This window comes from Streptomyces sp. MS19, from assembly GCF_047200595.1.
GTDB lineage: Bacteria > Actinomycetota > Actinomycetes > Streptomycetales > Streptomycetaceae > Streptomyces.
Genome location: NZ_JBJZOH010000006.1, coordinates 190,955 through 210,580 on the forward strand (window position 1 = coordinate 190,955; position 19,626 = coordinate 210,580).

Annotated in this window: 17 protein-coding genes; 8 read left to right on the forward strand and 9 right to left on the reverse strand. The window is 70.7% G+C overall.

What is annotated here, in order from left to right; all coding sequences use genetic code 11:
- The first annotated feature begins 5 nt into the window (after positions 1 to 5).
- From ACL02R_RS09190 to trxA, 7 genes are all read left to right on the forward strand, one after another.
- A complete protein-coding gene (locus tag ACL02R_RS09190) occupies positions 6 to 2,396 on the forward strand; it encodes a DUF6049 family protein (protein ID WP_412796375.1) in 2,391 nt (796 codons plus the stop codon).
- A gap of 52 nt (positions 2,397 to 2,448) precedes the next feature.
- On the forward strand, positions 2,449 to 5,028 hold the full coding sequence (gene murJ / locus ACL02R_RS09195) for a murein biosynthesis integral membrane protein MurJ (RefSeq protein WP_412796376.1): 2,580 nt from the start codon (positions 2,449 to 2,451) through the stop codon (positions 5,026 to 5,028).
- Between the two features lie 171 nt (positions 5,029 to 5,199).
- Positions 5,200 to 6,897, forward strand: coding sequence for a protein kinase family protein (locus ACL02R_RS09200; RefSeq protein WP_412796377.1), 1,698 nt, complete (start codon positions 5,200 to 5,202; stop codon positions 6,895 to 6,897).
- 62 nt (positions 6,898 to 6,959) lie between these two features.
- The gene (gene sigM, locus ACL02R_RS09205) at positions 6,960 to 7,655 is read left to right on the forward strand and encodes an RNA polymerase sigma factor SigM (RefSeq protein ID WP_412796378.1); all 696 of its coding nucleotides are present in this window, start codon (positions 6,960 to 6,962) and stop codon (positions 7,653 to 7,655) included.
- Positions 7,652 to 8,575 carry an anti-sigma factor family protein gene (locus tag ACL02R_RS09210; protein ID WP_412796379.1) on the forward strand — a complete coding sequence of 308 codons (924 nt, stop codon included), beginning with the start codon at positions 7,652 to 7,654 and terminating at the stop codon, positions 8,573 to 8,575. Before sigM ends, ACL02R_RS09210 begins: the two co-directional genes overlap by 4 nt.
- A gap of 114 nt (positions 8,576 to 8,689) precedes the next feature.
- Complete coding sequence (gene trxB / locus ACL02R_RS09215) at positions 8,690 to 9,652, forward strand: thioredoxin-disulfide reductase (protein WP_412796380.1); 963 nt, start codon at positions 8,690 to 8,692, stop codon at positions 9,650 to 9,652.
- 60 nt (positions 9,653 to 9,712) lie between these two features.
- Complete coding sequence (gene trxA / locus ACL02R_RS09220; protein ID WP_412796381.1) at positions 9,713 to 10,042, forward strand: thioredoxin; 330 nt, start codon at positions 9,713 to 9,715, stop codon at positions 10,040 to 10,042.
- Between the two features lie 146 nt (positions 10,043 to 10,188).
- Here the strand turns inward: trxA and ACL02R_RS09225 are convergent, their stop codons facing one another.
- The 9 genes from ACL02R_RS09225 to rpmH form a co-directional block, all read right to left on the reverse strand.
- Positions 10,189 to 10,827, reverse strand: coding sequence for a GNAT family N-acetyltransferase (locus ACL02R_RS09225; RefSeq protein WP_412796382.1), 639 nt, complete (start codon positions 10,825 to 10,827; stop codon positions 10,189 to 10,191).
- A 62-nt stretch (positions 10,828 to 10,889) separates the two neighbouring features.
- Positions 10,890 to 12,062, reverse strand: a complete 1,173-nt coding sequence (locus ACL02R_RS09230; protein ID WP_412796383.1) for a ParB/RepB/Spo0J family partition protein — start codon at positions 12,060 to 12,062, stop codon at positions 10,890 to 10,892.
- Complete coding sequence (locus tag ACL02R_RS09235; RefSeq protein ID WP_412796384.1) at positions 12,059 to 13,054, reverse strand: ParA family protein; 996 nt, start codon at positions 13,052 to 13,054, stop codon at positions 12,059 to 12,061. The genes ACL02R_RS09230 and ACL02R_RS09235 overlap by 4 nt, the downstream gene beginning before the upstream one ends.
- A 469-nt stretch (positions 13,055 to 13,523) precedes the next feature.
- On the reverse strand, positions 13,524 to 14,237 hold the full coding sequence (rsmG, locus tag ACL02R_RS09240) for a 16S rRNA (guanine(527)-N(7))-methyltransferase RsmG (RefSeq protein WP_412796420.1): 714 nt from the start codon (positions 14,235 to 14,237) through the stop codon (positions 13,524 to 13,526).
- A gap of 26 nt (positions 14,238 to 14,263) precedes the next feature.
- Entirely contained in the window at positions 14,264 to 14,779 is a 516-nt protein-coding gene (locus ACL02R_RS09245) for a protein jag (RefSeq protein ID WP_412796385.1), read from the reverse strand.
- A gap of 14 nt (positions 14,780 to 14,793) precedes the next feature.
- On the reverse strand, positions 14,794 to 15,939 hold the full coding sequence (yidC, locus tag ACL02R_RS09250; protein WP_412796421.1) for a membrane protein insertase YidC: 1,146 nt from the start codon (positions 15,937 to 15,939) through the stop codon (positions 14,794 to 14,796).
- Positions 15,940 to 15,951: 12 nt separating this feature from the next.
- Complete coding sequence (yidD, locus tag ACL02R_RS09255) at positions 15,952 to 16,266, reverse strand: membrane protein insertion efficiency factor YidD (protein ID WP_362956528.1); 315 nt, start codon at positions 16,264 to 16,266, stop codon at positions 15,952 to 15,954.
- Positions 16,263 to 16,631: a ribonuclease P protein component gene (rnpA, locus tag ACL02R_RS09260; RefSeq protein ID WP_362956525.1), complete on the reverse strand. Its 369-nt coding sequence runs from the start codon at positions 16,629 to 16,631 to the stop codon at positions 16,263 to 16,265. Before rnpA ends, yidD begins: the two co-directional genes overlap by 4 nt.
- A gap of 24 nt (positions 16,632 to 16,655) precedes the next feature.
- A complete protein-coding gene (gene rpmH, locus ACL02R_RS09265) occupies positions 16,656 to 16,793 on the reverse strand; it encodes a 50S ribosomal protein L34 (protein ID WP_016472057.1) in 138 nt (45 codons plus the stop codon).
- A gap of 425 nt (positions 16,794 to 17,218) precedes the next feature.
- On the opposite strand from rpmH, the gene dnaA reads away from it, so the two are divergent.
- Positions 17,219 to 18,802 carry a chromosomal replication initiator protein DnaA gene (dnaA, locus tag ACL02R_RS09270; protein ID WP_412796422.1) on the forward strand — a complete coding sequence of 528 codons (1,584 nt, stop codon included), beginning with the start codon at positions 17,219 to 17,221 and terminating at the stop codon, positions 18,800 to 18,802.
- Positions 18,803 to 19,626 lie beyond the last annotated feature (824 nt).

Sequence of the window (19,626 nt, forward strand, 5' to 3'; positions counted from 1 at the left end):
TACGCGTGGCAGAGGTGGCAGAGACGGTGTCCTGCGCCCCTCCGGACCGGCGCCCGGAGGCCGGGATCCGCCGCCCGCGGCGTCTGCTCGCACTGGTCACCGGGCTGATCGCCGGAACCCCTTTGCTGACCGGTCTGACGCCCGCCTCGGCGGTCGCCGCGGCTCCGGTGGAGGTCACCGCCGACTCGCAGCGGACGACCGTCTCGATCATCGATCTGACCCCGGCCTCGCCCGGGGCCGACGACACCGTCACCGTCCGGGGCACGGTCACCAACAACGGGGACTCCGCCATCGTCGACAGTTCGGTGGCCGCGCGCACCGGCGTGGAGCTCACCAGTCGCAGCGCCATCGAGGACGCCCTGCGCCGCGACGGGTTCACCGACCGCACGGTCGACGGCGCGATAGTGGACGAGTACTCCCAGGAGATCGGCACCATCGCCCCGGGGCTCTCCGCCACCTTCGCCCTGGACGTGCCCGTCGAGGCCCTCGAACTGGACGGGGACGGCGTCTACCAGGTCGGTGTCACCCTCACCGGGCAGACCGAGGCCGAGCGCTGGGACCACATCTACGGCATGGGCAGGACGCTGCTCCCCTGGCAGCCGGACGGCACCGGCACCGCGAGGACCGGCCTCACGGTCCTGTGGCCCCTGATCTCCACGTCCCACCTGACGGCGGAGACGGGACCCGACGCCGAGCAGACGCCCGCCTTCCGCGACGACTCCCTGCTGGAGGAGATCTCCCCCGGCGGCCGGCTGGACCAGCTGGTGGAACTGGGCGCCGGCCTCCCCGTGACCTGGGTGATCGACCCCGACGTGCTGGCCTCCGTGGAGGCGATGACGGAGGGCTACCGGATCGACACCCCGGACGGGCCGGTGAACGGGCAGGGCCAGGAAGAGGCGAGCGCCTTCCTGCAACGGCTGCGCACCGTCCTGCGCGACGCCGAGGTGGTCGCCCTGCCGTTCGCCGACCCCGACATCGCCGCACTCGCCCACCGGGGCCAGGAGGTGCGGGGCACACTCGGGCATCTGCGAGACGCCACCGTGATGGCGGGCGACACCGTACAGGCCATTCTGGACACCGAGGCGCGCACGGACTTCGCCTGGCCCGTCGAAGGCGCCGTGGACCCGGAGATCTTGTCCGTCGGGACGTCCGCGGGGGCGGACAAGATCATCGCCCGCAGCGACAGCCTCCGGGCACCGGAGTCCCTCGCCTACACGCCCTCCGCGCCGCGCCCGCTCGGTGACGGCGTCACGGCGGTCGTCGCGGACGCCCGGCTGTCCACCCTCTTCGAAGGCGACATGTCCAGCGGCGCGTCGGCGTCCCTCGCCCAGCAGCAACTGCTGGCCCAGACGTTCTCGATCACCCAGCAGGAGCCCGCGAACGAGCGGAACATCCTGCTGGCCCCCCAGCGCATGCCGAACGCCCGGCAGGCACAGGCGATGGCGAGCGCCCTGACCGCGCTCCAGGAGGACGGCGACTGGGTACGCTTCACCCCGCTGTCCGAGACGGCGGACGCCGCACCCGATCCCGCGCTCTCCGCCGACGTGCCCTCGGCGTCGGACTACCCCCAGGCCCTCCGCGACCAGGAACTGCCCACGAGCGCCTTCCAGGCGATGCGGCACACCCAGCGGACGCTGGACGAGTTCACCGTCATCCTGACCCGTCCCGACCGCGTGGAGACGCCCTACGGGAACGCCATCCGCCGCGAGATGTCCACGTCGTGGCGCGGCCAGGCACAGGACGCCTCGGAGTACCGCGCGAGTGTGCAGAACGGTCTTGAGGAGCTGCGCAGCCAGGTGCGCATCATCCCGAAGTCGCCGATCATGCTCTCCGGCCGCAGCGCCACCATCCCCATCACGATCCAGAACAACCTGGTGCAGGACGTGCGAGGGCTCGAACTGCGCCTCACCTCCTCCCGCCGCTTCGGCCTTGAGGTGAGCGGGCCCCAGGAGATCACCGTCAGCGGCGGCCACAGCCAGTCGGTGAAGTTCACCACCACGGCGCGTGCCAACGGCAAGACCATGATCGAGGCGCAGCTCTTCACCGCCGACAACAAGCCCTTCGGCGAGGTGATGCGCTTCCAGGCGGACGTCAACTCGATCACCTCGACGGTGCTGATGGTGATCGCCGGCGGTCTCCTGCTCGTCGTGCTGGCGGGCATCAGGATGTACACGCAGCGGAAGCGCGCGTCCCGGATATCCGACGCCGACGACACGGACCAGGACGCGGACCAGGACACGGCCGGGGAAGCCACCCGGCCCCCGGGGGACGACGGTCCTCCCGGGCCGGACGCACGGGACGCGCCGGACGACCCGGCGGGTGAGCCGGGCAACGACACCGGCGACGACAGCGCCGGGGCTCCGCCCAAGGGTGAGAGGCTGGACGACGACCAGTGAGCCGCCGGCCGGACAGGCACCACCGGCCCGTGATTCTTGAGGTGGAGTAGCGATGGAAGCGCCGTACGACCGTGAGGACGGCCAGGCGCCGGGCGGTGGCGACCCCTCTCGCAGGCGGTCGGGTCACCCGGGGCAGCCGCGTCAGCCGGGCGTGCCCGGCGACCATCCATCCCCGCCCACGGGTTACGGCCCGGCAGGCGGCCAGGGGGACCCGTACGCCCAGGGCGGCTACGGCCCCGACGGCTACGGCCGGAACGCCTACGGGCAGGGCGGCGGCTACGGGCAGGGCGGCTACGCGCAGGACAGCCACTTCCAGGGTGACGGCGGCGCCTACGGCAACGCCGGCCATCCCACCGACGGCTACGCGGGCGGCGAGTTCGGCGCCCCCTACGACCCGTCCGCCCCCTACCAGCAGCCGCACCAGCCCTCACAGGGAGGCCACCACTCCCAGCAGTACGGCGGCGCGGGCTACCACCAGGACCCCGGCTACCAGCCGTACGCCGACGGCCGGCAGGCCCCCCCGCCCGACGCGCGGTACGACCGCGCCGGACAGCCGCCCCCCGGCCCGCACCAGGACTACCGGCAGCAGCACACCGCCTACGGCCAGGAGCCCCAGCAGTGGGCGGGCGGGCAGGTCCCCGGCGGGTACCAGCAGCCGTACGGGAGCCCGCAGGACCGGCCGTACGGCGGCAGCGGCATCGACGGCCTGATGAACAGGGCGGGGGAGCAGCCGCCCGAGCCGGGCGGGCCGGGGCACCGGCCCGACCTGGACGACGCCTTCGCCCACCTCTTCCGTGACCAGCAGAGCGGCTCCCAGCCCTATCCCCCGCCGTCCACCCGGCAGGGGCCTCCGCCGGAACAGGACGAGCGCACCGGGTACGGGCCCCCGCAGGACCAGTCGGCGCGGTATGAGGCGGGGCAGTACGAGGCCGGACGGCACGAACAGCCGCACGAGCAGGAACAGGAAGAACCGCCCGCACCGGCCAAGAAGCCCGGCCGCGCGGCCAGCCTCCTGCGCTCAAGCGCCATCATGGCGGCCGGCACCCTGGTGTCCCGCCTGACCGGCTTCGTCCGGCAGCTCGTGATCGTGGCGGCCCTGGGCGCCGCCGTCCTCGGCGACACCTACACCGTCGCATGGGCGCTGCCCAACATGATCTACATCCTGACCATCGGCGGCGGACTGAACTCGGTGTTCGTCCCCCAGCTGGTCCGCTCCATGCGGAACGACCGCGACGGCGGTGACGCCTACGCGAACCGCCTGCTGACCCTCGTCATGGTCATCCTGGGCGCGCTGGTCGTCGTGGCCGTGTTCGCCGCCCCGCTGCTGGTCCGCCTCATGTCGGCCAAGATCGCCGACGACCCGGCGGCCAACGAGGTGGCGGTCACCTTCGCCCGCTACTTCCTGCCGACCATCTTCTTCATGGGCGTCCACGTCGTCCTCGGACAGATCCTCAACGCCCGGGACCGCTTCGGCCCGATGATGTGGACCCCGGTCCTGAACAACATCGTGGTGATCTTCACCTGCGGGATGTTCCTGTGGGTCTACGGCACCCAGCGCACCTCCGGCGTCGGCGTCACGACCATCACGCCCGAGGGCGTACGGCTCCTCGGCGTCGGTACGCTGCTCGGTCTCGTCGTCCAGGCCCTCGCGATGCTGCCCTACCTCCGGGCAGCCGGGTTCCGTGTCCGCCCGCGCTTCGACTGGCGCGGGCACGGCATGGGCAAGGCGGCCAAGCTCGCCAAGTGGACCGTCCTGTTCGTGCTCGCCAACCAGGCGGGACTTGTCGTCGTCACCCAGTTCGCCACCTGGGCCGGCGACAACGCGGAGCGCGCCGGATACCCGGGCACGGGCTTCATCGCCTACAACAGCGCGCTGCTGATCTGGCAGATGCCCCAGGCGATCATCACCGTGTCGGTGATGGCGGCGCTCCTGCCGCGGCTCTCCCGCTCCGCCGCGGACGGGGACGCGGGGGCGGTACGCGACGACCTGTCGCACGGCCTGCGGACCTCGGCGGTGGCCATCGTCCCCATCGCCTTCGCGTTCGTCGCGCTCGGCGTCCCCATGTGCACCCTGCTCTTCGGGGCGGCCGGCGACGACGGCGCCCGTTCCTTCGGCTACATCCTGATGGCCTTCGGTCTGGGCCTCATCCCCTTCTCTGCCCAGTACGTCGTCCTGCGGGCCTTCTACGCGTACGAGGACACCCGCACGCCGTTCTACAACACGGTCATCGTCTCCCTCACCTGGATCGTCCTGTCGGCGATCTCCTTCGTCGCCCTGCCCGACCGCTGGGTGGTCGCGGGTATCGCCCTGAGCTACGGCGCGGCCTACGCGATCGGTGTGCGCACCGCCTGGCGCCGCCTGCGCCGCCGGATGCGCGCGGACCTGGACGGGGCCAGGATCGTCAGGACCTACATCCGGCTGGCCGGCGCGAGCATCCCGGCCGCGCTGGTGGGCGGCGTGGTCGGATTCGCCGTCCTGGGAGCGCTCGGGGAGGGCATCGTGGGCTCGATCGCCGCGCTGGCGGCGGGAGGGCTGATTCTCCTCGCGATTTTCTACGTCGCCGCACGTCGCATGCGTATCGAGGAACTGACCGCACTTGTCGGAATGATCCGGGGACGCCTGGGCCGCTGAAATCTCGCTTTCTGGGCATTCGGTCTGGAGAAGCACCGCACGACACCCGTCGGCCTTCCGGTGTACGGCTCCCGGCCGCATTCATATGTCGTGCAGCACTGCGGACTACCGGCACAATGAGTCTGGCAGTGTCAACAGCCCGACATCCGAGAACGGGGAGGCGGAACGACGGTGGCCGAACGGAGCACGGCGACGAGCCCACCGCAGGGTCCGACCGGCGTCCGCGACACCGCGGACGCCACGGACGCCGAGCGTGCCGACACCAGAACGATCTCGCTCGCCGCCGAGCCGACACGCCCGGCATCACGCGTCCCGGAGAAGAGCGCCGACAGCCCGGAGACACCCGAGCTGCACAGCGGGCACAGACTCGCCAAGCGCTACCGGCTGGAGGAGTGCATCACCCGACTGGACGGCTTCAGCAGCTGGCGCGCGATGGACGAGAAGCTGCGCCGCGCCGTCGGCGTCCACGTCCTCCCTGCCTCCCACGAGCGCGCCGCGTCCGTCCTGACCGCCGCCCGGTCGGCCGCCCTGCTCGGTGACCCGCGCTTCGTCCAGGTCCTCGACGCGGTCGAGGAGAAGGGCCAGGTGCACGTCATCCACGAGTGGCTGCCCGACGCGGTCCCGCTCAGCACCGTCCTGGCCACAGGACCGCTCGACGCCTACGAGGCGCACGCCCTCGCGGGCCAGGTCGCCCAGGCGATGGCCGCCGCGCACCGCAAGGACCTGGCGCACCTGCGGCTCACTCCGGCCACCGTGCTGCGCACCGGGCCCGGTCAGTACCGCATCCGGGGCCTCGCCGTGGACGCCGCACTGCGCGGCATCACCGCCGACAACCCCCGCCGCGCCGATACCGAGGCCATCGGAGCGCTCCTGTACGCCGCTCTGACGCAGCGCTGGCCGTACGGGGAGGGTGCGTACGGTCTGAGCGGTGTCGCCGGCCTGGGGAAGAGTTCACGGGACCCGCTCGCCACCCCGGAGCAGGTGCGCGCGGGGGTGCACCGCGGGCTGTCCGAGATCGCGATGCGCGCCCTGGTGAACGACGGCGCGACCGCCGCCAGCCAGAAGCCCCCCTGCACCACCCCCGAGGAGCTGGACGAGGCGCTGGCCGCCCTGCCGCGCATCAGGCCGGCCGAGCCCACGCCCGCGGGTATTCCCGCCTTCCAACACACGACCTACCAGCGAGGCAGCCTTGGCGCCGTGCCGGGAAGCGCCGCGTCGCCCCTGCGTCCGCCGCCGCCCCCCGAGCCCGCGCTGCCGGGACGGACGGGCGCGGCCCTCAAGTGGGGTGTCTCCGCCCTCCTCATCGCGGCGCTGGGTCTGGGCAGCTGGCAGATCGCGGACGCGCTGCTCACCAACGAGAGCCCGACCGGTGACACGGCCACCGAGCCGATCGCTCCCCCCGTGGAGAACAACGACGCTCCCGCCCCCGGGCCCATCGAGGTCAGCGGGATCACCGAACTCGATCCGCTCGGGAACGCGCAGGACCCCGAGCGTGTCGGCAATGTGATCGACGGCGACCCCGGGACCGAATGGCGCACCAGCAACTACTTCGGTCCTGGCTTCGCCAATCTCAAGGAGGGGACGGGTCTTGTGCTCGACCTCGGCGAGGTCCGGCCGGTCAGCTCCCTCACGGTCGAGACGCTCGGCGGCACCTCGATGGAGCTGAGGGTCGCGGACGCGGACGCCACCACCGCGCCGACCTCCGCCGACGACTTCGAGACAGTGGCCGACGGCAGCGGGGACAGCGTCACGCTCACTCCCGAGAGCGCGATCGAGACACAGTTCGTTCTCGTCTGGCTCACCGAGCTGCCTCAGGGCGGAGATGGCAACTACCGTGGCCGCATCACGGAGATCTCCGTCACGGGGTGATCGGCCGAGGACGAGCGCGGCGGGCCTCTCCTGGCCCGGCAGAGGAGAGGGGAGGTCCCGCGGTGGCACAGCGTGTACCCCGCGACCCGGCCCTCGACAGCGATGAGGAGCTGCTCGCCCGGCACACACAGGGTGACCCCGACGCCTTCGGTGAGATCGTCCGCCGTCATCGCGACCGGCTGTGGGCCGTGGCCCTGAGAACGCTGGGCGACCGCGAGGAGGCCGCCGACGCGGTCCAGGACGCCTTCGTGTCCGCCTATCGGGCGGCCCACACCTTCCGCGGTCAGGCGGCCGTCACGACCTGGCTCCACCGCATCACGGTCAACGCGTGCCTCGACCGCATCCGTAAGGCCAGCAGCCGGCGGACCAGTCCGCTGCCCGAGCCGGAACGGCTGGAGAACCTCCTCGAACCGCATGAGTCCGCCGAGGCACCCGCCGAGCGGGGTGATCTGCGCGAGCAGCTGCAACAGGCGCTCGCGGAACTGCCCGTCGAGCAGCGGGCCGCCCTGATCTTGGTGGACATGCAGGGGTACTCGGTGGCTGAGGCAGCCGACATCCTGGAGGCACCCGTGGGGACGGTCAAGAGCCGCTGTGCCCGTGGCCGCGCCCGGCTGCTGCCCCTTCTCCGGCATCTCCGACCACGCCCAGGACCTCTGGCGGGCGAGGGACGGAACCGGAGCGTGGGCCCATCCGTCCCACCTCCGAGAAATGCCGGGGAAACCGGCGCCATGCAGGGGGGAGGCGGCGGACATCCATGAATGAGACCCAGCACCCGGACCCGGCGGAGATCGCCGCTCTCGACGAGGACCTTCTTCCGCCGGAGGAGGCAGCGGTACTGCGTGCGCACATCGCCGACTGCCCTGCCTGCGTGGACGTGGCAGCCGACTTCGCTCTGCTCCGCCAGGAGCTGCACGCCCTGCCGCTCTCCCCGATGCCGGATGACGTCGCGGCCCGGATCGACGCGGCGCTCGGCGAACTCCATGTTTCACGTGAAACGAAGACCTCCCCGGCCGGTACACCAGATCATGACCTCGCGCCGAAGCGGCAGTCCATGAGCGCGGTCCGGAGATCGGGGCCAACCCGTCGACGCTGGCCGCGACTCGCGCTCGCCGCAGCGGGTGCGGTGGTCGCCCTGGCGCTGGGAAGCTTCGCTCTGGATTCTCTGGGTACCGGTCTGTCGGACGAGGACAACAGCGCAAGCAGCCTGTCCGATGCCTCCGACGACGGTGGCCGTTCGGCGGACCCCGTACTGGAGGATCAGGTGCGCGACCTCCTGGCCGAGAGTGAAGCAACGGGCGCGCTGTCGACGCCGGAGTCCCTGCGGGAGCCCTCCGTGCCGCCCGGTGTATCCGAGTGGAGTACCGAGCAGGGGCAGCCCGGCCAGGACGCAGAGGGCGAGGAGCAAGGCGAAGGCGAGGCGAGCGGGACACAGGACGGGGATCCCGACACCCTCCTCTCCGACGTCCCCACCTGTGTGGAAGACGCCATCGGACGCAGCGAGGCGCCGCTGGCGGCCGAGGCGGAGGACTACGCGGGCACCGATGCCTATCTCGTGGTCTTCCCCCATGCGGTGGACCCCGAGCGCGTGGACGCGTATGTGGTCGACGCGGACTGCGTGAGCGCCACGCCGCCGGTCTCCGGCGAGGTGCTCGTCCGGGCGAGCTATCCCCGCGACTGACCACGCTCCCGCCATGCAGACGGCCGGGAATGTCTGGGACCCTAGGATCGGTTAATGGACTGTGGGTCCCGACCGGGACCCCGGGTGAGAGACCCCGAGACAAGGAAGATTCCCGTGAGCGACGTCCGCAACGTGATCATCATCGGCTCTGGACCCGCCGGTTATACGGCAGCGCTCTACACCGCGCGCGCATCGCTCAACCCGCTGGTCTTCGAGGGGTCGGTCACCGCGGGCGGTGCCCTCATGAACACCACCGAGGTCGAGAACTTCCCCGGCTTCAGGGACGGGATCATGGGCCCCGACCTGATGGACGGCATGCGGGCCCAGGCCGAGCGTTTCGGCGCGGAGTTGGTGCCGGACGACATCGTCTCGGTCGACTTCAGCGGCGAGATCAAAAAGGTCACCGACACGGCGGGCACCGTGCACGAAGCGAAGGCCGTCATCGTCGCCACCGGCTCCCAGCACCGCCGTCTGGGGCTTCCCAACGAGGACCAGCTCTCCGGCCGCGGCGTCTCCTACTGCGCGACCTGCGACGGCTTCTTCTTCAAGGAGCAGGACATCGCGGTGATCGGTGGCGGAGACACCGCCATGGAGGAGGCGACCTTCCTCAGCCGCTTCGCCCGGAGCGTCAGCATCGTCCACCGCAGGGACACCCTCCGCGCCTCGAAGGCCATGCAGGAGCGTGCCTTCGCCGACCCCAAGATCTCGTTCGTCTGGGACAGCGAGGTCGCCGAGATCCACGACTCCGAAGGCAAGCTCTCCGGGCTGACCCTGCGCAACACCCAGAACGGCGAGACGTCGGAGCTTCCGGTGACCGGGCTGTTCGTGGCGATCGGTCACGACCCGCGCGTCGAGCTGTTCACCGACCAGCTGGAGCTGGACCGGGACGGCTATGTACAGGTCGAGGCTCCCACGACCCGTACCAGCGTCCCCGGTGTCTTCGCCGCCGGCGATGTCGTGGACCACACCTACCGGCAGGCGATCACCGCCGCCGGGACCGGATGCTCGGCGGCGCTGGACGCGGAGCGCTACCTGGCCGCCCTCAACGACGCCCAGACCGTGACGTCGGGCGTCTGACACAGACCACCGGATCCACCTCCCCCGTTACCACCCCACCGAAAGTGAAGGAGAAGCACCATGGCCGGTGCCACCGTGACCGCCACTGATGCCGACTTCGAGGAGAAGGTCCTCCAGAGCGACAAGCCGGTCCTGGTCGACTTCTGGGCCGAGTGGTGCGGCCCGTGCCGCATGGTCGCCCCCGCGCTTGAGGCCATTGCCGCCGAGCACGCGGAGAAGATCACCGTTGTGAAGCTCAACATCGACGAGAACCCGGAGACCGCTGCCCGCTACGGCATCATGTCCATCCCGACGATGAACGTCTACAAGGGCGGCGACGTCGTGAAGACCATCGTGGGCGCAAAGCCGAAGGCCGCGATCGAGCGGGACCTGAACGACTTCATCAGCTGACCGCTGACTGCTCCGGCCTCCACAGGCCGGGGCGGCGGCAGAAAGGCTCGGCATGTTTCACGTGAAACATGCCGAGCCTTTCGCATGCCCGGGAAGTCGGACGGCATGCGGATCCCGGTCTCGCCGGTCCCGGAATAGCGGGTGACTCAGGCGGGATGCAACGCCGGGCGGGGTCGTCCCGCAGGGAACAGCCGGTGCAGCGCCTGTTCCATGTCCGTGCGCCAGGAGACGGCCCGCTTCAGCTCCAGCCGCAGGCGGGGGAACATCACGTGTGCGCGGACCTCCTCGAACCCCACGGCTTCCAGGTAGGGAGCCGGTGTCAGGCACCCGCCGTCCCACAAGCGCGCGGAGAACGCGTCGGGCCGCGCGTCACCGAACGCCTCGATGGCCCGCACACCGCGCGCCAGCAGGTCCTTCGCCATCGACTGCACCATCACGCGGCCCAGCCCTTGGCCGCGGTACCCGGGATCGATCCACGCCGTCATCAGGAGGACGGCGTCCACGGTCACCGGGCTGGTGGGGAAGGACGCCGCCCGGGGAACATAGGCGGGCGGGGCGTACAGGAGAAAGCCCACCGGCCGCCCTTCCACCTGGACCAGCCGCCCGCAGGTGCCCCACTCCCGCAGCACGGTGGAGACCCAGACCTCCTTCTCCGCGCCCGGCCGACCGGCCGATGCCACGCGGTCCGCACTCCCGGGTGCGTGCTCCCAGAAGGCGCAGTCACGGCAACGGGCCGGTAGACCGGCGAGGTTGTCCACCGTGAGCGGCACAAGATGACGCCCCATGGATTCATCGTATCCATGGGGCGTCAGGTGCTGGCGAGAGCGGCTCGGGTGGACCGGTACGGTCAGCCGGCGCGCCCGGCCGGGGTGCTCGTGCCGTCCTCAGGTTCGGTGTCCGCCCCTGCGTCCGGCTCGGCGGAGCGGTTCTCAAGGACCGGCCCTTCGCCGGGGGCGAGCTGGCCGAGGATGCGGTCGAGGTCCTCCATGGAGGCGAACTCGACGACGATCTTCCCCTTCTTCTGCCCGAGGTCCACCTTCACCCGCGTCTCGAAGCGGTCCGAGAGGCGGCCGGCCAGCCCTTCCAGAGCAGGCGAGATGCGCTTTCCGGCCCGGGGACCGCTCCGCCGAGGGCCCTTGGCCGTCACCGAGCCGAGGAGGGTGACGATCTCCTCGATGGCACGGACCGACAGGCTCTCGGCGACGATGCGGTGCGCGAGCCGCTCCTGCTCCTCGACGTCGTCCACACCGAGGAGTGCCCGCGCGTGACCGGCCGAGAGCACCCCGGCGGCCACCCGCTTCTGCACCCCGGCGGACAGCCGCAGCAGGCGGAGCGTGTTCGACACCTGAGGACGCGACCGGCCGATGCGGTCGGCCAGTTCGTCATGCGTGCACTTGAAGTCCCGCAGCAGCTGGTCGTAGGCGGCGGCCTCTTCCAGGGGGTTCAGCTGGGCGCGGTGAAGGTTCTCCAGCAGCGCGTCCAGGAGCAGCTTGTCGTCCTCGGTGTGCCGGACGATCGCGGGGATCGCCTCCAGGCCCGCCTCCCGGCAGGCGCGCCACCGGCGCTCGCCCATGATCAGCTCGTAGCGCTCCGCACCGAGCTGCCGCACCACCACGGGCTGGAGCAGACCGACCTCCTTGATGGAGGTGACCAGTTCGCTCAGCGCGTCGTCGTCGAACACCTCACGCGGCTGCCGTGGGTTCGGCGTGATCGCGTCCAGCGGCAGCTCGGCGAAGTAGGCCCCGGTGGGCGCCTGCTGCTCGTCGTCGTGCGCTGTCGTCAGGCGTTCTCCGGCATCGGCCGGAGGACGGCTCCCCGCGGCCGCCGGTCCGGCGCCGGGGAACTTCTCGGTGCCCGCGCCGGCTGGGACCGGGATGCTCCGCGTGGAGTTGAGTACGGGCAGCGATGCCGGCGAGACCGGGCCGCCGGTGTCGGCGTCCCCCGTGGTCTCCGGGCGCTGGGGTGCGGCCGGGATGAGTGCCCCGAGTCCGCGGCCAAGACCTCTACGTCGTTCGCTCACTGTGCCCCCTCCACCGGGCCGCGCTGTTCCTGCTGCGGCAGAACATGCTGAGAAGTCGCGCCCCGCAGGGCGATCTCCCGGGCCGCCTCCAGATAGGAGAGCGATCCGCTGGAGCCCGGGTCATAGGTCAGGACCGTCTGCCCGTAGCTGGGCGCCTCCGAGATCCGGACGGACCGCGGGATGTTGGTGCGCAGGACCTCGGTGCCGAAGTGGCTGCGCACTTCCTCGGCCACCTGCGAGGCCAGCCTGGTCCGGCCGTCGTACATCGTCAGCAGGATCGTCGAGACGTGCAGGTCCGGGTTCAGGTGCCCGCGGACCAGCTCCACGTTCCGCAGCAGCTGCCCGAGTCCTTCCAGCGCGTAGTACTCGCACTGGATGGGGATCACGACCTCGGCACCGGCGACCAGCGCGTTGACGGTGAGGAGGCCGAGGGAGGGCGGGCAGTCGATGAACACGTAGTCCAGCGGCTGCTCGTAGGCGACGATCGCCCGCTGGAGCCGGGACTCCCGCGCGACGACGGAGACCAGCTCGATCTCGGCGCCGGCCAGGTCGATCGTCGCCGGGGCGCAGAACAGACCTTCCACATCCCTGACCGGCTGCACCACTTCGGAGAGCGGCCTGCTCTCGACCAGGACGTCATAGATGGACGGGACCTCGGCATGGTGATCGATGCCCAGGGCGGTCGACGCGTTGCCCTGCGGGTCGAGGTCGATCACCAGCACGCGGGCGCCGTGCAGTGCCAGCGATGCCGCCAGGTTGACCGTGGTGGTGGTCTTGCCGACGCCACCCTTCTGGTTGGCGACGATCATGATGCGGGTCTGCTCGGGCCGCGGCAGCGAGCCACCGGACCGGTACATGGCCTCGACGGCCCGCTGGGCGGCCCGGCCGACCGGGGCGTCCCCGGTCGGCGGCGGTGCACTGGGCGCGATGTCGACCGCGCCTCCAGGGGCATCCGCCGACTCGGACCGAGGACCGGGGACCGGATCGGCCATCGGCCCCGCGATATTGGCGTCGGACCGCAATGGTTCACTCTCCTCGACACGCGCAGCCTTCGTGGGTTCAAAGCCTGCCACGTCCTGGGGGTCGGGAACCAGCGAGGTCGAGTTACCTGTGGACAACTGACGCTCTGTGGAGGGCGGCGCCCCCCGTGTGGGGGACGGGCGGCGGGGTGAACGGTCTCGCGATTCGGAGGCCGCGCGTCCCCGGCTGATGATTCCGTGCAGCAGCGAGCGGCGTTTCACGTGAAACACGATGCCGAGCGCCGGGACGCTCCGGTGCTCGACACTCCGCGTCCACCGCGATCTGCGGCGCTTTTACCGTCGCATCGGCCGAACCGCCGACGGCCTGGAGGGCGGACGCGGTGAGAGGGGAGGAAAGCCACGAGCGCCGCTCCTGGGGAACGGCGCTCGTGAGGAACGCGGGACGAAGACCTTTTCGGAGGCTGGGCGGCCCGGGGCAGAGTCAGCGGGATGTCCGGCCAGGGCGTCCACCACGCCGAGCGGCCTTGGCCCGCTTGGCGGCGAACCGCACGCCTCCCGGGCTCTCGCCCACCTCGACGCGGACGACGGTCGAGGGCGGGTCCACGACGTCGCCACCGACCCGGAGCACCGAGCTGCGGACGGCTCCCAGCTTCGCCAGCGCGCCCCGCGCGCCCTTCAGCTCCTCCTCGGCGGTGTCGCCCTTGAGGGCCAGCATCTCGCCGTAGGGCCGCAGCAGCGGGACGCCCCAGCCCGCCAGGCGGTCCAGCGGTGCGACCGCGCGGGCCGTCACCACGTGGACCGGGGTGAAGGTGCTCAGCACCTCCTCGGCGCGGCCGCGCACCACGGTGACGCGGTCCTCAAGACCGAGCAGCTCGACGACCTCCTGGAGGAACGACGTGCGGCGCAGCAGCGGCTCCAGCAGGCTGATGCGCAGATCGGACCGGACGAGCGCCAGCGGGATGCCCGGCAGCCCCGCGCCCGAGCCGACGTCGCAGACGGTGACTCCCTCGGGAACGACCTCGGAAAGCACCGCGCAGTTCAGCAGATGGCGTTCCCAGAGCCGGGGCACCTCGCGGGGGCCGATGAGACCGCGGCGCACGCCCACCTCGGCGAGCAGCTCGGCGTACCTGACCGCGTCGGAAAGCCGGTCGCCGAAGATCCGCCCCGCCGTCTCCGGCGGGGACGGGACCTTCAGTGGTGCGTCCTCGGGGAGCGCGTCACTCACGGGAGGACGACCACCCGGCGCTGCGGCTCCTCGCCCTCCGACTCGCTGCGCAGCCCGGCCGCCGCGACCGCGTCGTGCACGACCTTGCGCTCGAACGGGGTCATCGGCTTGAGCTTGACGGGCTCGCCGGTCTCCTTGACCTGCTGGGCCGTCTCGGTGCCGAGCGTGGTGAGCTTCTCCCGCTTCCTGGCGCGGTGCTCGGCGATGTCCAGCATCAGCCGGCTGCGCTCACCGGTCTCCCGGTGGACGGCGAGCCGGGTCAGTTCCTGGAGCGCCTCCAGGACCTCGCCGTCACGGCCGACGAGCTTCTGGAGGTCGCGCGAGGAGCCGTCGGCGATGATCGACACGGCGGCCCGGTCGCCCTCGACGTCCATGTCGATGTCGCCGTCGAGGTCGGCGATGTCCAGCAGCCCCTCCAGGTAGTCGGCCGCGATCTCGCCTTCCTGTTCCAGCCGGCTCAGCGCGTCACCGGTCTCGGCCGGGGCGGGCGCGGGCGAGGTGGTCTCCGTCACGGGGACGCTCCTTCTTACTTCTTGCTCTTCGCGGACGACTTGTTCTTGCCCTGGGGAGACTTCTTGGCCGACTGCTTCCGGGCCTGCTGCTGCCCCTGCTGCGCGCCCTGGTCCCGGCCCTCGGCGGGCTGGTCACCGGCCGGCTGGTCCGTGGACTTCTCCAGGCGCGGCGCGTCGGGCGTACGCGGAGTCCTGGGCTGCCCCGCCTGGTTCCTGGGCTGCTGGCCACCGGCGGCGCCCTGGCGGCGGGCCTTCGTCTGACGCTTGGGCTGCGTCCTGGGGGCCCGCTCGGTCTCGGCCTTCTTCGCCTCGGCCTCGGCCACCGGGTCCTGGAGCTTGCCCTTCTTCCGCAGGCGCTCCTGGCGCTGCTTGTAGGCGAGGCTGCCCGGGGTGGGGTTGCGCTGGATCACGTAGAGCTGCTGGCCCATGGACCAGACGTTCGTCGTCAGCCAGTAGATGAGGACGCCGACCGGGAAGTTGATGCCGAAGACGGCGAACATGAGGGGGAAGACGTACATCAGCATCTTCTGCTGATTCATGAACGGCGTCTTCGCCGAGAGGTCGACGTTCTTCGTCATCAGCTGGCGCTGGGTGAAGAACTGCGACGCCGACATCAGGACGATCATGATGATCGTGACGGTGCGGACCGTGCCGAGCGAGGCACCCAGCTGGGCGACATCGTTCGCGCCGTCCAGGAAGCGGCTCGCGATGGGGGCGCCGAAGATCGTGGCCTGCCGGGCGCTGGTGACCTGCGACTCGGTGAGCACGCCGACCGTCTGGTCGTTCGCGATGTGGCTCAGCGTCTGGAAGAGCGCGATGAAAAACGGGGACTGCGCGAGGATCGGCAGGCAGCTCGCGAGCGGGTTGGTACCCGTCTCGCGGTACAGCTTCATCATCTCCTCGGACTGCCGCTGCCGGTCGTTCTTGTAGCGCTCCTGGATCTTCTTCATCTGCGGCTGGAGCGCCTGCATGTTCCGCGTGGACTTGATCTGCCGCACGAAGAGCGGGATCAGGCAGATGCGGACCACGACCACCAGGGAGACGATCGACAGACCCCAGGCCCAGCCGCTGTTCTCATCGAAGATCAGGCTGTACAGCGAGTGGAACCGGATGATGATCCATGAGACAGCGATATAAAGAGGACTGAGGATCGAATTGATCGTGTCCACGGGTCAGGCTCCTTGGGCATTGTTGGGGGCACCCCCGGGCGAGGCATGGGAAAGTGTCCGGTGCCGCAGACGGTCGCGCAGGCGCCGATGCCAGACCGGGCGCTTCCGGGGAGGAACGTGGTCGACTCCACCGGGCGACCAGGGGTTGCAGCGCAGGATGCGCCAGGCCGTCAGGGCCGTCCCCTTCACCGCACCATGCCGGTCGATCGCGCCGTACCCGTAATGGGAGCAGGACGGGTAGTAACGACAGACCGGGCCGAGCAGCGGGCTGATGGTCCACTGGTACAGCTTGATCAGCAGCAGCAGCGGGTACTTCATGTCCGTACCCCTCCCAGCAGCCGCTCCAGCGCGGCATCGAGCTCCCGGGCCAGCTGGTCGCTCGCGACATCGCCCGCGCCAGGCAGGGCCCGCACGACAACCAGGCTACCGGCGGGCAGCAGCGTCAATCTGTCCCGCATCAGATGACGCAGCCGGCGCTGTACGAGGTTACGCACCACGGCGTTGCCCACGGCCTTGCTCACGACGAAACCCGCACGCGGCGCAGGAAGGGATTCCTGCGCCGGGTGCGGGTCACTACCGCCGCTCAGATGGACGACGAGGTGGGGGCGTCCGGCCCTGCGCCCTCGGCGCATCGCCGTCGCGAAGTCCTCGCGCCGCCTCAGCCGGTTCTCGGAGGGCAGCACCGCATGGACCTGTGTTCGGGCAGGTCAGGCGGAGAGCCGGGCGCGGCCCTTGCTGCGGCGGTTCGCGATGATGGCGCGGCCGGCCCGCGTCCGCATCCGCAGCCGGAAGCCGTGGGTCTTGGCCCGGCGCCGGTTGTTCGGCTGGAAAGTGCGCTTGCTCACTCGGGGGCTCCAGAAGATCTTCGGTGTCCGGCACAGGCAGGCCGGGACAAGGACGTGGACCGCCGACAGCTGTCACCGTGCGCCCACGAGGATCTCGCTACGCCCGAGTCGGCCGCTGTCCACCTCAGGTCTTCGGAGGCATGCGGCAGCAGCTGTCGATGGCTCGACCTGGCAACGGTACGCGCGACGCCTCCCACAGGTCAAACCCGGACGGCGCAGCGTTGTACACAGGCTGTGGACAATGACTTGATGTGCGTGTGCCGCGCTGACTACCGTGGCTGAACTCGGGATCATTTCCCGACCGCCCCGGAGTCACACCCTCGGGCGCCCGACGACGCCAGCGCCACCCCTGCGAGTGAGAGAGCGTGCCCGTGGCTGACCTACCAGCAGATCTTGCCGCGGTCTGGCCACGCGCGCTGACGGCCATGCTCGCCGACACGCAGCGCCTGGAGGCAAAGGACCACCGCTGGCTTGAGGACTGCCAGCCCCTCGCGCTCGTCTCCGGCACCGCGCTCCTCGGGGTCTCGAACGAGTACGCCAAGAGTGTGCTCGAAGGGCGGCTCGCGCCGCTCCTCGGGGACATCCTGAGCCGCGAGTGCGGGCAGCCCGTCCGGCTGGCCATCACCGTCACCGCCCCGCCGCCCGAGCCGCGCGGCCCGCAGCCGGGGGCGTCGCCGCACGGCGAGCAGCACTCCGCCGAGCGGCAGGGCCCGCCGCCGCCCCGGCACGACCCGTACGGCGACGGCGGCTACTCCGGGCAGCCGGTGGTGCGCGCCGCGTACCCGGACCATCCGCAGGCCCCGCGCCCCGGCGCCGTCCCCGGCGGCTGGCAGCAGCACGGCGCGCACGGCTCCCACGTCCCGCACTCGGAGTACGGCTCCTACGGCCGTGAGTCCTCCTCGTACGAGCAGTACGGCTCGGGCGGCACGATCCCGCTGCCCGCGCAGTCCTCCGCGCCCCCAGGACCCGGCGAGCCGACCGCGCGGCTGAACCCGAAGTACCTCTTCGACACCTTCGTCATCGGCGCCTCGAACCGCTTCGCGCACGCCGCGGCCGTCGCGGTGGCGGAGGCGCCGGCCAAGGCGTACAACCCGCTCTTCATCTACGGGGAGTCCGGCCTCGGCAAGACGCACCTCCTCCACGCGATCGGCCACTACGCCCGCAGCCTCTACCCGGGCACGCGGGTGCGCTACGTGAGCTCGGAGGAGTTCACGAACGAGTTCATCAACTCGATCCGCGACGGCAAGGCGGACGCGTTCCGCAAGCGCTACCGCGACATGGACATCCTGCTGGTGGACGACGTCCAGTTCCTGGCGAGCAAGGAGTCGACGCAGGAGGAGTTCTTCCACACTTTCAACACGCTGCACAACGCGAACAAGCAGATCGTGCTGTCCTCCGACCGGCCGCCCAAGCAGCTGATCACGCTGGAGGACCGGCTGCGCAACCGCTTCGAGTGGGGCCTGATCACCGACGTCCAGCCGCCCGAGCTGGAGACGCGGATCGCGATCCTCCGCAAGAAGGCGGTGCAGGAGCAGCTGAACGCGCCGCCCGAGGTGCTGGAGTTCATCGCCTCGCGCATCTCCCGGAACATCCGGGAGCTGGAGGGCGCGCTGATCCGCGTCACGGCCTTCGCGAGCCTGAACCGGCAGCCGGTCGACCTGGGGCTGACCGAGATCGTCCTGAAGGACCTCATCCCCGGCGGCGAGCACGCCACCCCGGAGATCACGGCGGACGCGATCTCGTCGGCGGTCGCGGACTACTTCGGGCTGACGGTGGACGACCTCGCGGGGTCGTCGCGCAGCCGCATCCTCGTGACGGCGCGCCAGATCGCCATGTACCTGTGCCGCGAGCTGACCGACCTGTCACTGCCGAAGATCGGCCAGCACTTCGGCGGCAGGGACCACACGACGGTCATGCACGCCGACCGCAAGATCCGCGCCCTGATGGCCGAGCGGCGCTCGATCTACAACCAGGTCACCGAGCTGACCAACCGCATCAAGAACGGCTGACGGCGCCGGGCACGCCCCGCGCCCGCCTACAGGCCCCCGCACTTCCCCAGGGACGCGGGGGTCTTCGCGTGCTTGTCCACCGCCTGTGGAGAGGGCTGACCGTCCCGCGCCGCCTCCTCGCACGCCGCCCGGCCGCCGCCCGGCCGCCGCCGGACACCGCCGGACACCGCCACACGCCGACGCGGGACGCGCGCGACGCAGGGGGCGCCGTTCGATTACCGTGCCGGGAACCGGAGTTCTCCACAGGAAGGGCCGGTTTTCCCCGTCCACACCCTGGGGGAGGGGGAAGTTATCCAGACCTGCGTCCACAGCCTTCCGGGCGGATCGGCGTCGTCCCAGCTCAGCGGGGTGTGGATATGTGGGAAACGATGATCCACAGGCTGTGGACGGAGCGGACGCGGCGAGCGGCCTGGAGAAGTTGTCCACCGGCCGCCCACAGGCTGAGGGCAGTTGTGCACAGGAAATCGCAGGTCATCCACAGGTCTGTCCACTGTTCGGCAACCTGACGCGCGCTCTCACCGTGGCGAGTGAATCAGCTCACACGGCGGTCCACGGAAGCCTGTGGGGAAGTCGCCGAAACCTGGGGACAGACCTGTTGAGAACCACGCCCTCGCTGTGGACGCGCTGTGGACGACGGTCGGCTGTCCACAGGAGCCCCCTGTTCGTCCACCGGTCCACCCACAGGCCCTGTGGAGAAAAAACGGCGCCTGACCAGGCACGACGGGGTTATCCACGGTTTCCACAGGCCCTACTACTACGACTACGGATATAAGCCCGTGGATTCGTTTGAAAGCGGGGGCTGTGCACAACTCGGCCCGGGGAGC